This window comes from Flavicella sediminum (genome assembly GCF_006381105.1).
Classification (GTDB): Bacteria; Bacteroidota; Bacteroidia; order Flavobacteriales; family Flavobacteriaceae; genus Flavicella; species Flavicella sediminum.
Genome location: NZ_VDET01000002.1, coordinates 746,549 through 759,956, shown reverse-complemented (window position 1 = coordinate 759,956; position 13,408 = coordinate 746,549). Strand labels below are relative to the sequence as shown.

Below are 13,408 nucleotides of genomic sequence, written 5' to 3'. Positions count from 1 at the left end.
TTTAAATATGAAAAATTATATAACGGTATTGATAGGTATGTTGATACTTTGTTCTTGTCAAACAAAAGAAAATGTGAGCAAGGTAGAGGAAAAGTTTCCATTCTTTATTCCTAAAGAAAAACCAAACCGTAAATTAAGTGCAGCGGTAGCTCGTAATTACGATGCTTATGAAAATATTCGTCCAGAACAAACAGAATTGTATTCACAGTTTAAATACACCAAGCTTAAAGGTTTTGATTACAACGGTGGTGATGGAACGATTACAAGACGAGATCCTTCTAAAGTAATTTTTGAAAATGGAAAATATTACGTTTGGTATACAGGTAGAAAATCTCCGGTACGACCTGTTGGAATGTCACATGCAAAAGAAGCTACAGATGTAATTCCATCTGCGGATTGGGATTTGGCAGATATTTGGTATGCGACTTCTGAAGATGGATTTACTTGGAAAGAACAAGGAATTGCAGTGGGGCGTCCACCAAAGCCACAACCAGGTTGGCGTTCGGTAACCACAACAGATATTTTAAAATGGAAAGGGAAGTACTATTTATACTTTCAAGCTTTTGAAGAAGCTAGTGGGTTAAGAGGAGATTTTTGTCCAGTTTCTGTTGCTTGGGCGGATTCACCTGATGGACCGTGGACACATACCAACAAAGTCGTATTGCCCAACGGACCCAAAGGTTCTTGGGATCAATATTCTATACATGATCCTTATCCGCTAGTACATGATGGGAAAATTTATATGTATTACAAAGGTGATTTTGATAAAAGACCAGAATTCAAGCCTTCAAAAATACGTATGCAAGGTTTGGCAATTGCAGAAGATCCGTTGGGGCCTTTTGTAAAACATCCTTTAAATCCGGTAATTAATTCGGGGCACGAAACAACATTGTTTCCTTTTAAATAAGGAGTAGCAGCGATTGTTCAAAGAGATGGACAAGAGCACAATACGATTCAGTATGCCGAAGATTGGGTGAATTTTGAAATTGCAGCCATTACAGAATTGTTACCTGTTGCGGCCGGACCATACATTCCTGATGCGTTCACAGATACCAAAGATGGAAAAGGAATTACTTGGGGAATTTCTCATTTTATCAATGCAGGAGGAAACTGGAGACACTCTATTTTAACTCGTTTTGATTGTGATTTAAGTACCGAAATTCACGATCAAGACATGAAAGACCATTATTACAATTACAGTCCAGAGTTTCATTACAAACAACATGGGTTAAGTGGAAAACAAAAAAATAGAATTAAAGAACAAAATCAAAAACGTAAAAATGCAAACTAGTTTAAAATACATTTTAGGAATAGCAACAGTTGTTTTGGTGAGCTGTACCAGTATTCCTAAAAAAGAAAAAAAAGTAAAGGTGTACAAGCCTACTTTTGAATCTTTAAAACAACACGGAGCTGCTCCAGAATGGTTTGCAGATGCTAAGTTGGGAATGTACTTCCACTGGGGGCCTTACAGTGTTCCTGCCTTTGGGAGTGCTTGGTATCCGCACAATATGTATAAGGATACTAATGGAATTCGCAAGCATCATGAAAAAACTTACGGAAGTATTTTTGAATTTGGATACGAAGATTTTATTCCAATGTTTAAAGCTTCTCATTTTGATCCAGATAATTGGGCAGAACTATTTAAGCAAACGGGGGCTAAATTTGCTGGGCCTGTAGCACAACATCACGATGGTTTTGCGATGTGGGATTCTGAAGTGAATCCTTGGAATGCAGCTGATATGGGACCTAAACGAGATATTTTAGGAGAAATTTTTAAATCTTTAAAAAAGAAAGGATTAAAAACAATTGCTACGTTTCATCATGCTCGTAACGGACAACGAAATGCAAACAAACCAGAAAATTGGAAAACAGCGTATGATAGTCATTATGTTTATCACCCCGATTTACCAACAGCTACTACAGATCCTAAATTGCGTAAGTTGTTTGGGAATTTTGAAAAAATAGAAGAATTCAATCAATATTGGCTAGACCAAGTAAATGAAGTCGTAGATAAATACAGCCCAGATATTTTATGGTACGACTCGTGGTTGAATTTAATTCCAGAAGAAAAGCGAAATGAAATGGCAGCTCATCATTTTAACAATGGAATGAAACATCACAAAGAAGTTATGTTAGCGCATAAGCAACAAGATTTACCTTTAGCGTATAGTGTGTTAGATTACGAACAAGGAGGACGTAAAGATTCTTGGCCAACTCCGTGGATGACGGACATGACCTTAGGAAAAAATAGATGGATGTATGTAGAAGGACATCCGTACAAAACGGCCGATTTAGTGCTTAGAAATATGATTGATATTTGGAGTAAAAACGGAGTGGTATTGTTAAATGTGTCTCCTACTGCTGATGGAGTGATCAATCAAGAACAAAGAGATGTGTTAAAAGAAATTGGCGATTGGATGAAAGTTCATGGAGAAGCAGTTTATGGAACGCGACCTCATAATATTTTTGGATTTGGAAATGCAGCTACAGGAGAAGGACACAATGCAGGACAATCTTCTTCTGTAGAGTATACGGCAGATGATGTTCGCTTTACGGTTGCTAAAAATAAAAAAGCGCTATATGTTTTCTTTTTAGGGCAACCAGAACAAGGAAAAAGAATTCAGATGAGAGCTATTGGAGGTTATCATCGTAACATTCCACCATCTCCAATAAAAAAGGTAACACTTTTAGGAAGTAATACTTCTGTAGAATGGGAAGTTACTAGTGATAGTTTTTATTTGACAATTCCAGAGGTAGAAATGAATAAATTGGCGACGGTTTTTAAATTTGAATTGAAATAAGATTCATTTTAAATATTTTTTAAGCGACTGTTTTTACTGGGTGAATTCGCATAAATAGGAAGCTATTTAGGATTTATTCAGGGAGTACAGTCGTTTTTATTTTGTGTAATTCTGAAAAAATAGTTTGCTATATGATTTGGTCTATGTAATGTTTGTATAGTCTGTTTCAGGTATAGGTTCAGGCTTTGTCTAGTTCAATTTTCCCAATTGTTTTTTGTTTTGAGTTAATTTTGAGGAGCTTATGTAATTTCTAAGTTTCGATTAAACAATTGTTAAAGCGTACTTGAAATACTATTCGATTTAAAAAAACTAAATTTAAAACAAACGACATGAGGGTTAAACATTTACTGCTTCCAATATATTCGATTATTGTATTAGGTACAATGGGATTTAGTTTAAAAGAAAAAAGAAGCAACCACAACCAGATCATAAACCAAATATTCTTTGGATTGTGACCAACGATCATCGTTACGATGCAGTGGGAGCATTTAATAAAATGTTACACAATCGAGAAATGAGTGAACTTGGGTATGTCGAGTCGCCAAATATTGATCGTTTGAAAAAAATGGGGAAGTGTAACAAAGGTGTTTTATAGCAATTTTGCTACGGGAGCTCATGATTATAAATTGAAATTAAATATATTCGGATTTACTTCTAAAATAATGAATTAAATTATTAATTGTGAGTAATGTTTGTATAGTATCCTAATTAGTTCATTTGAAGCTTATTTACTGTAGAATTATATGTTTGATTTTAGGACAGTTTTTTAAATTAGTAGGACGAGAAAAAGAATAATTTCAATTTATTTCTTAGAAGAAGTAAATCAATATATAACGGAAAAAACAAAAACGAATGATGTATAAAAAATCGAATAAATTGAATCAAATTTTTACTGCTTTGCTAGTGTTCATATTAATTTCTTGTGGCAAAGAAGCTACTTCTGTTGAAGCAGGTAATGAGAATTCAGAAAAATTAAGTGGCTTTCCAAATAGGTTGCCTATGGAGAAACCAAACAGAGAAATGAGTGCTGCATTGAATCGATTGTATGATGCCTATCCTGCGCCAAAACCGCAAGCAAATGAATTGTTTTCTCAATTTAAATACACCGATTTAAAGGGGTTTGATTATAACAATCACAATGGAACCATTAGTAGAAGAGATCCTTCAAAAGTAATCTTCCATGAAGGAAAATATTATGTTTGGTATACCTATAGAAATACACCAACGCCTCCACAAGGAGCAAAAAAATCTTCGGATGTCATTCCTTCTTCAGATTGGGATTTGGCGGAAATTTGGTACGCTACAAGTACCGATGGTTTTACTTGGGAAGAACAAGGAGTAGCAATTAAAAGACCGGAGAAACCCATTGTTGGATGGAGATCGGTAACCACAACAGATATTTTACAATGGAAAGGGAAATATTATTTGTATTACCAAGGGTTTATGGAAGCTAGCGGAAAAAGAGGAGACGATTGTCCAGTAGCTGTTTCTTATGCCGATTCTCCTAACGGACCTTGGACGGCTTACAACAAAATAGTCATTCCGAATGGCGCTAAAGGAGAGTGGGATGAATATTCAATCCACGATCCCTATCCATTAGTTTACAAAGGAAAAATTTATTTGTACTACAAATCTGATTTTGGAGTCAAAGGAGATTGGATTCGTATGCAAGGCTTGGCAACTGCCGACAATCCATTGGGACCCTTTACCAAACATCCCTTAAATCCTGTTATTTCTTCTGGTCACGAAACCTCTTTGTTTCCGTTTAAACAAGGTATTGCAGCATTGGTTTATAAAGATGGGAATGAGCATAATACCGTGCAGTTTGCAAAAGATGGAGTGAATTTTGAAATTGCTGCCATTACTGAAATGATGCCTTATGCGGCCGCTCCTTTTGTGCCTGATGCTTTTACAGATACCAAAGATGGTAGAGGAATTACTTGGGGATTGGCACATTTTATTGGTTTGGGTAAAAAAGGACAATTTCATTCTATGTTAACACGTTTTGATTGTGATTTAAGTCAAGATTTGAATGATCATGAAATGAAGGAGCCTAGAGTTAAATATACGCCAGAAGATTATTTCAAACGTAGTTTGAGTAAAAAACAACGTGTGCGAATTGAAAACGAAACTAAGAACTTAGAAAAATAATAAACGAAATCAATAATTTGTAGTAAGTTTAGAATTCTAAAAAGACGAGTGCTTTTTTTAACAAAAATTCTAAAATTTTACCATGAAAAAAATCGCTATTTCCATATTACTAATTGTTTTAGCTGCTAGTTTTCTCAATGCGCAAAAACAAAAGTCAGAACAACCCAATGTGGTTTTAATTTTTATAGATGATGAAGGTTATGGAGATGTGGGCTGTTATGGAGCTACTGGATTTGAAACACCAAATTTAGATCAATTGGCAAGTGAAGGAATGCGATTTACGAATTTTTATTCTGCTCAGCCCGTATGTAGTGCTTCAAGAGCAGGTATTTTAACGGGTTGCTATCCAAATAGAATTGGAATTTCTGGCGCTTTATTTCCACATCATAAAGTAGGTTTAAATAAAAAAGAATACACCTTAGCAGAAATGTTTAAAGACCAAGGGTATGCAACCGCTATTTTTGGGAAATGGCATTTAGGTTGGCAAAAAGAATTTTTGCCTTTGCAACATGGTTTTGATGAATATGTGGGACTTCCATATTCAAATGATATGTGGCCACACAATAGTGCGACAGGTCATAAATTACCAAAAGAAAGTAAGCGCAGTAAAATGGTAGAGTTGCCATTAATTGAAGGAAATGAAAAAATAGGAGAAATTACAAGTTTAAAAGATCAGGATAAACTAACAACACTATATACAGAAAAAGCCGTCGACTTTATCAATAGAAAATCGGACGAGCCCTTTTTTATGTATGTGCCGCATACCATGGGACATATTCCTTTAGGGGTTTCCGATAAATTTAGAGGAAAAAGTAAGCAAGGTTTGTATGGTGATGTGATGATGGAAATTGATTGGTCGGTGGGCGAAATTGCGAAAGCTTTGGAGAAAAATGGCGTTGCGGATAATACCATTTTTATATTTACAACAGACAATGGGCCTTGGTTAAATTTCGGAAATCATGCTGGTTCATCTGGTGGACTTCGAGAAGGAAAAACAACCAGTTGGGAAGGTGGACAACGAGTGCCTTTTATTATTCGTTGGCCAGGAAAAACGCCGGCAGGAAAAGTTTGTAATAAATTGGCTTGTGCCATTGATTTGTTGCCTTCGTTTGCCGCAGTATCAAAAGGGAAATTGTCTGAAAATGAAATTGATGGTGTAGATATTACCGCTCTTTGGAAAGGCGATTTTGACAAAGATCCAAGAACTTCTATTTTATATTATTATGGGAAAAACAATTTAAATGCAGTAAGAAAAGGAAATTGGAAATTGGTGTTTCCTCACAGCTATAGTTCTTATAATGCACAACCAGGAAAAGATGGCGTTGGTGGAAAAAGAATAAAAAGTAGAGTCACTGAAATGGAGCTGTACAATATGATGCGAGATCCAGGTGAGCAGTTCAATGTGATTAAAACTTATCCAGAAAAAGTAGAAGAGATAATGCTCATAGCCGAGGAAGCTCGTAAAGAGTATGGCGATTTAAATGTGGGTGTCAAATCGGGAACTGGAACAAGAGAAATTGGGAAGTTAGAATAAATAACAATCTTAAGTTAAGTAGGAAATGGTATCTTGGTTTTAAGAGAAGTGTTTACAAATCATTTACATAATCTTCCAAACTATCATTTCTTTCCAAACCTATTTTTTTTCGAATTCTAGACCTTGAAATATGCACACTATGTGGCTCGATATTTAAAATTCGGGCCATTTCTTTTGTTGAAAATTTAAGTTTGATCAGTGCTAAATGTTTTTGTTCGGTAGGGGTAAAATTTGGATGCTTTACTTTTAAACGTTTGTAAAAATCTAGATTCACTTCCGTAAAACGTAAATTAAATTCATCCCATAAATCGGCAGCTCCTTTTTTATGTTTGTTCGATAAGGATTTATAAGAAGAAGGTTCAGCTTCCTTTAATACTTTTAACAACTCATCAATAGCACTATCTTTATCAATTAATTGGAGTGCATAGGAGGTGAGCTCTTTGCTTTTTAGTTTTATTTTGGCTTTGCTTTTTTCTTTGGATAATTTAGATTCTAAGGCGGCTTCCTTTTTTTCTAAAATAGTCTTTTTTAATTTTAGTCGAATTCTAGAGATAAAGAACAATGCAGAACCCAGAATAAGAACAAGAACGATTATTATTTTCAACCAAAATTGTGTTTGTTCATTTTTTTCAATAATGCTATTTTTTTGTGATAAAATAGATTCCTTCTCCTGTAAAGTGGCTAGGTATGAGTTTTTTATTTCAAACAATTCACTGTATACCTCCGTTTTTATTTGAGTCAAACTGTCGGCAATTTTATTTTTCTGACGTAAAAAGGAATAGGCTTTTTTAGCCTTGTTTTTTGAAAAGTAAATTTCTGATAGTGGACCAAGTAGCTGCGGAGAAAGGTTTTTTTCGGTATGTGAAGTATTAATTAATTTCAAACTTTTTTCAAAATAATAAACCGCGCTATCTTGTTCTTTTAAATGCAATTTTAAAAGTCCCAAATTATAGTAGATGCGTATGTCTTGTTTGGCATTTTTATCTAAATGTTTGCGCTTGGTGGTTTGAAGTATACGATTGGCATTTTTATAATCGTTTTGAAGTAAATAAATAGTGGCACGTTCCATAACCACTCCAAAAGTAACATAGCTTGATGTTTTTATCTGATTTTGAAAGGCTGCACAAGAATCTAAGTAGCTATGTGCTTTGTCATAATTTTTAAGTTTTCGCTGTTTGACGGCTAAATTTAAATAGCTCGAATTTAATTGAACGGGCTGTTTGTTTTTTTTAAGAAGTAGTTTTTTTGAAAACACCAATGCTTGTTCGGAGTGGAATAGCGATTTTTCTTGTTTGTTAAAAGCATCGTATAGCTGTGATAATTTTCTGTGTAGAATGGCTTTGTATGTATCGTTTTCTGTTTTTTCTACCCAATACAAACCTTCCCATAAGTGATCAAAAGAAAGACTCATTTTTCCTTTTTTCTTTTGAATGTCGGCCATTGTTAATAAACATTGTACCACCCGATCATAGTGCTTTGCATTTTTAAAAAAGAGGGCACTTCGTTGTAAATCCTTGTAGGCAATGTATTGTGGTAGATTGGCTTGATTGAGAGCCCTAGAAATTTTGCTTGTATAATAGGAAATAGAATCTTTTTGAGTGTTCTTAATGGATGACTGGGCATTTACATTTCCGTGTATAAACACGAAGAAAAGAACAAGCATACTTGTTAATTGGTAATAGGCTGTTTTGTATGAGGTTATCTTTTTCAAGCGATGGAGTATAACAAAAGGTTTTTATAAGGTCATAAAAGTACAAAAAAAGGAATTGTATAATGCTTGTGTAGTTGTCATATGTGAAATTAGTTTTATATATGGTACATTTGAAGAGGAAGTGAAGTTGATTTATCAATTCTTTTGTAAAACATATCTAGAAAAGCCCACAACATGAAATTATTTTTTAAGACTGCATTGTTGCTAATTTTTACAATAATACAACTACAAGCTCAAAAACCGAAACCCAATATCATTTGGATTTTTACAGATGATCATTCATACCAAACTATTGGTGCTTATGGAGGCAGATTGCAAGGATTAAATCCAACCCCTAATATTGATAAATTAGCAGCTGAAGGGATGCGTTTTGAAAAATGTTATGTAGAAAATTCTATTTGTGCTCCTAGTAGGGCGACGTTACTAACCGGGAAAATGAGTCATATGCATGGCAAATTTAACAATACCAAAAAAACGGTTTTCAATCACGACCAGCAACAATTTCAAAAATTATTGCAACAAAACGGTTATGAAACAGCAATGATTGGTAAAATTCATATGGATGGAAAAATGCAAGGTTTCAATTATTGGGAAGTTTTAATCGGACAAGGTTCCTATGTTAATCCTATTTTATTATCAGAAAAAGGGAAGCAGCAATACCAAGGATATACCACAGATATTATTACCGATAAATCTTTAGATTGGTTGCAAAATAAACGCGTACAAGACAAACCCTTTATGCTTATGTTTCATCACAAAGCACCTCATAGGCCATGGGTTCCTAAAAAAGAACATATGACACTGTATGAAGATGTTCATATTCCAGAGCCTAAAAATTTACATGATGATTTTGCTACCAAAGGTGCTGCAGCTCACGGACAAACACTGAGTATTTTACCAGATATGAATTTGGATCGTGACTTGAAAATGAAAGCATTGGAAAAAGAGTGGTTTAAAAAATCGGGAATTGATGAGCGTTTTGATGACAGAAGAACTAAATACAAAAATTTAAAAGCTACAGGAAACGATTTATTGGCTATAAAATACCAAGAGTACATGAAAGATTATTTGCGTTGTATTTATAGTGTTGATGAAAATATAGGCCGTGTGATGAACTACCTAAAAGAATCGGGATTGGATAAAAATACGATTGTGATGTATTCTTCAGATCAAGGTTTTTATATGGGAGAACATGGTTGGTTCGATAAGCGTTTTATGTATGAAGAATCTTTTAGAACGCCGTTAATTGTAAAATGGCCAGGAACTGTAAAAGCAGGTTCTGTAAATACAGACTTGGTTCAGAACATAGATTTTGCAGAAACTTTTTTAGACATTGCCGGTGTTGAAGTGCCAAAAGAAATGCAAGGAAAAAGTATTCTTCCCTTGTTAAAAGGAAAAAAGCCGAAAGATTGGCGTAAGAGTTTGTATTACCATTATTACGAATATCCAGGTGCTCATTCTGTTAGAAGACATGAGGGAATTGCCAACAAACGGTATAAATTAATTCGTTTTTATGGCGAAGATGTGCCCAACGGTGAAGAATGGGAATTTTACGATTTAAAGAAAGATCCTTCAGAAATGAATAACACTTATGGAGAAATGAAAGCTAAAAAACGAGTGCTTTCTATGAAAAAGGAATTGCAAGACCTAAGAAAACAATACGAAGTTAAAGAATAAAAACAATCTTATGAAAAAAATACTTTTTATGTTGTTGATGTTTTGTATAGCTACAAGTGTCAATGCTTCTGAATCAGAAAAAAGTGTAATACAGGTTGCAGAGCAATGGAAAGTCCGTGATTTTAAATTCAAGGCAAAACCTAAAACTAATAATCCTTTTATAGAAGAGTTTACAGCTATCTTTAAGCACAAAGATGGAACGGAATTAACTGTACCTGGCTTTTATAATGGTGGTGCTGAATGGATTCTTAGGTTTTCTTCTTCTAAAATTGGAGAGTGGTCTTATATCACAAGTTCTAAGAATAGAAAGTTGAACAAGAAAAAAGGAACTTTTTATGTGTTGGAAAACAAAAACAAAAAAGAACATGGTGGAATTATTGTAAAACCTGAAAATCCACAGCATTTTTACTATGAAGACGGCACCCCTTATATGCAAATGGCTTATGAGTGTGATTGGTTGTTTGCATTGGATTTTGAAAATAAAACAGCAGCGCCAAAAACAAAACTCTTATTGGACGATTTAGAAAAAAACAGATTCAATCAAATTGTTACAACAGTTTATTCTTACGGAGCTAAGTGGAAACGTGATCCAAAATTAAAGGAGTATCCACAATTTGATTATAGCGATGATTTGTCAATCTATCCATTTTTAGGAACTAATAAAAATCCTGATTTTAGTCGTTTGAATGTAGCTTATTTCAAACAAATGGATAGAACCATTGAAATGATGCAAGACAGAAATATTTCTTTGCATTTAATGATTTATGTGTGGAATAAATTGGTGACTTGGCCAAACGCTAATACAGAAGCAGACAATATGTATTTCGACTATATCATTAAAAGATACCAAGCCTATCCGAATGTTGTTTGGGATGTTGCCAAAGAAGCTTATGAGCGAACCCGTTGTTCTCCTAAATACATATTAGAACGTATCGATCGTATCAAAAAGCTAGATGCGTATAAAAGATTATTGACGGTTCATGAATATGATTTTTGTATTAAAAATCCTGAATCTGTTGATATGATCTCAGCACAAAATTGGAGTGCTACCATTTATCATGATATGTTGAAAGTTAGAGAAGCTTTTCCGAACAAGCCTATTTTTAATATTGAGCATGGGGGGTATGCAGAATCTCCTTTTGAAGTTTTTCCTGGAGATTATGTGTCACCAGAAATTTGTTTGCGAAGAAATTATTTAATCAATTTTTCAGGAACCTATAGTACTTATTATTGGCAAGGTACTTCTTGGTATGTTATGATTCATGATGCCAGCAATATGCCAGATAATCTATTAAAACCGAAATACCAGTACTACAAATATTTTGTGAATTTCTTTGAGAAATATCCTTTTCAAGATTTTGTTCCTGACCTAAAAAGTAACAATAGCGGGTATACGTTAATCAATAAAAAAGGAGTGTTTTTAATGTATCTGCCTAAGTACAATTACCAAGCGTCAATAAACTGGAAATCTCCATTTTTTGCCAAAACAGGAACTTATCAATGGTACAATACCTTATCAGGTGAATATGGCGAAATCTTTAAATTTAAAGGAGGACAATTTAAAAACCCTTGGTATAACAAAGCCGATGCTATTTTAATTCGCAAGCATTAAACAACGTAAAAGAAAAATATTTACAATGAAACAACTAAGATTTATACTACTAACAATTGCAGCTGTTTTTATGGCAAGTAAAACAGTAATAGCACAGCAAAATAAACAGCCAAATGTACTTTGGGTTTTAACAGATGATCATCGATATGATGCCGTTCGTGCTTTCAATAAAATGTTGACAGGTAATGAAAATAGTAAATTGGGTTATGTAGAATCGCCAAACATTGACCGTTTGGCAAGTATGGGCACAACATTTATTAATTCGTATTGCCAAGCACAAGGTTGCGCACCTTCTCGTGCTTCTATGCATTATGGTCGCTACCCATTCCGCTCTGGAATTTATGAATTTGAATACCATAATAACAATTCAGATAATTCATATCCACATTTGCCAGAACAGATGGCGAAACTAGGATATCAAACATTGCATGTAGGAAAGTTAGGGGTTCGTTTAAGAACGATTAAAAACGGAAAAGCGGTTTCTCCAAATATATATCAAACCGATATTGATTCTAGAACTTTGAGTAATGAAGGTTTGGCTGAATGGGGAAAAATGACTTTGTTAAAAGAAATTGATGGTCAGAAATTAAAGAAACCTTTTAGAAATATCAAGTATTTAAAAACGGAAGATGGGAAATACCACTATTTTTCTAAAGAATTAGAAGAACAAAATCCGCAGTTTAAAGGCATGGCTGAAAATATTTACAAGCAATTGGATTTGTTGCGCAAGCATACGCCTAAAAAGAAAGAAACGGTTTACAGTGATGGAATTTTAGGAGGGGTTAGTCCAAGACCTGCTGGTAAAACACGAGATGGGTATTACAACTCATCCTTTATTGAATTTTTAAAAAATGAAAACAAAGAATTTAATTTAGGAAAAGCAACTTACAAAGGGGTAGATCCTAGTAAACCATTATTTTGTCATATCGGTTACGATTTTCCTCATACGCCTGTACTTCCTCCACTAGCATATAGAGAGCGTTTTCAAAAGCACAATTATAAAATTCCAGAATTGACAAAAGAGGAATGGAAAAACATGCCTACACAACTTAAGAAGCAAGTAAATAATGCTTATTCTAATGATTTTACGAAAGCCCAGAAGTTAAAAATGATTCAAGATTATTATGCTTTTTGTGCCTATGGCGATGCTTTGGTTGGTGAATCAGTAGATGCATTTATTGAATATAGTAAAAAGAAAAAACAACCTTGGTTGGTGGTTTATGTAAACGGTGATCATGGTTGGAAATTAAATGAGCATGGTGCCTATTCAAAATTTACCCCTTGGGATATTGATGCACACAATCCAATTGTTGTTATTTCTTCTGATAAAAAACAATTTCCAGCAGGGAAAATAGTAAGAGATTATACAGAGTTTGTAGATATTGCTCCTACTATTTTAGCGTATGCTGGCGCAGATTTGAAAAATAAAAAATTCAGCTATTTAGATGGAATGGATTTGGCAAATATAGCTGAAGGAAAAGCACCAAAAAGAGATTATGTGATTGGTGAAAGTCATGCGGTTACAGGACCAAGAGCTTTTATCAGAACCAAAGAGTATGTGTTTTCTATGCAAACGCGCCCAAGTAAAAAACGAGGTGAAAATATGGAATGGGCCTTATCGGCTCCTTATAAAGAGTTAGATCCTGCGCTTTTTGATATGAAAAAAGATCCTCAAGAAATAAACAATTTGGCCTTCGATAAAAAATACAAAAAAGTAGCTGAGCAAATGAAGAAAAAATTGATGGATATTGTTTTGGGTGATAATAGAGCTGAGATTAATTGGGGAAAAGGAATGAATGCGATTAATACGAAATTTTATCACAGTAATTTCGCTCCTGGTGCGCATGATTATAAATTGAAAATTAAAAAATAGGATTCAAAGAAATTACTTCATCTAAATTATAGGAATTATAATTTGTGTG

At 34.1% G+C, this 13,408-nt stretch carries 8 protein-coding genes and 1 pseudogene; 8 read left to right on the top strand and 1 reads right to left on the bottom strand.

Annotation, left to right across the window (positions count from 1 at the left end):
* Positions 1-7: 7 nt before the first annotated feature.
* From FGM02_RS03590 to FGM02_RS03575, 5 genes and pseudogenes are all read left to right on the top strand, one after another.
* Positions 8-1,291, top strand: a pseudogene (locus tag FGM02_RS03590) (glycoside hydrolase family 117 protein).
* Entirely contained in the window at positions 1,281-2,801 is a 1,521-nt protein-coding gene (locus FGM02_RS03585; RefSeq protein WP_139956948.1) for an alpha-L-fucosidase, read from the top strand. The pseudogene FGM02_RS03590 and the gene FGM02_RS03585 overlap by 11 nt, the downstream one beginning before the upstream one ends.
* Before the next feature lie 451 nt (positions 2,802-3,252).
* Entirely contained in the window at positions 3,253-3,396 is a 144-nt protein-coding gene (locus tag FGM02_RS18020; RefSeq protein ID WP_166461127.1) for a hypothetical protein, read from the top strand.
* A gap of 257 nt (positions 3,397-3,653) precedes the next feature.
* Positions 3,654-4,952, top strand: coding sequence for a glycoside hydrolase family 117 protein (locus tag FGM02_RS03580; protein ID WP_243739345.1), 1,299 nt, complete (start codon positions 3,654-3,656; stop codon positions 4,950-4,952).
* A gap of 82 nt (positions 4,953-5,034) precedes the next feature.
* Entirely contained in the window at positions 5,035-6,486 is a 1,452-nt protein-coding gene (locus FGM02_RS03575) for a sulfatase family protein (protein ID WP_139956947.1), read from the top strand.
* Positions 6,487-6,538: 52 nt separating this feature from the next.
* On the opposite strand, the gene FGM02_RS03570 is transcribed toward FGM02_RS03575, so the two are convergent.
* Positions 6,539-8,197: a helix-turn-helix domain-containing protein gene (locus tag FGM02_RS03570; RefSeq protein ID WP_139956946.1), complete on the bottom strand. Its 1,659-nt coding sequence runs from the start codon at positions 8,195-8,197 to the stop codon at positions 6,539-6,541.
* A gap of 174 nt (positions 8,198-8,371) precedes the next feature.
* On the opposite strand from FGM02_RS03570, the gene FGM02_RS03565 reads away from it, so the two are divergent.
* From FGM02_RS03565 to FGM02_RS03555, 3 genes are read left to right on the top strand one after another with little or no spacing between them, the layout of a single operon-like run.
* Complete coding sequence (locus tag FGM02_RS03565; protein ID WP_139956945.1) at positions 8,372-9,874, top strand: sulfatase family protein; 1,503 nt, start codon at positions 8,372-8,374, stop codon at positions 9,872-9,874.
* 10 nt (positions 9,875-9,884) lie between these two features.
* Positions 9,885-11,486: a DUF5060 domain-containing protein gene (locus FGM02_RS03560; protein ID WP_139956944.1), complete on the top strand. Its 1,602-nt coding sequence runs from the start codon at positions 9,885-9,887 to the stop codon at positions 11,484-11,486.
* Positions 11,487-11,511: 25 nt separating this feature from the next.
* Entirely contained in the window at positions 11,512-13,359 is a 1,848-nt protein-coding gene (locus tag FGM02_RS03555; RefSeq protein WP_139956943.1) for a sulfatase-like hydrolase/transferase, read from the top strand.
* The last annotated feature ends 49 nt before the right edge of the window (positions 13,360-13,408 follow it).

Coding starts and splice junctions, on each gene's coding strand:
- FGM02_RS03585 (WP_139956948.1), top strand. CDS start 1,281: ATGCAAACTAGTTTAAAATACATTTTAGGAATAGCAACAGTTGTTTTG.
- FGM02_RS03580 (WP_243739345.1), top strand. CDS start 3,654: ATGATGTATAAAAAATCGAATAAATTGAATCAAATTTTTACTGCTTTG.
- FGM02_RS03575 (WP_139956947.1), top strand. CDS start 5,035: ATGAAAAAAATCGCTATTTCCATATTACTAATTGTTTTAGCTGCTAGT.
- FGM02_RS03565 (WP_139956945.1), top strand. CDS start 8,372: ATGAAATTATTTTTTAAGACTGCATTGTTGCTAATTTTTACAATAATA.
- FGM02_RS03560 (WP_139956944.1), top strand. CDS start 9,885: ATGAAAAAAATACTTTTTATGTTGTTGATGTTTTGTATAGCTACAAGT.
- FGM02_RS03555 (WP_139956943.1), top strand. CDS start 11,512: ATGAAACAACTAAGATTTATACTACTAACAATTGCAGCTGTTTTTATG.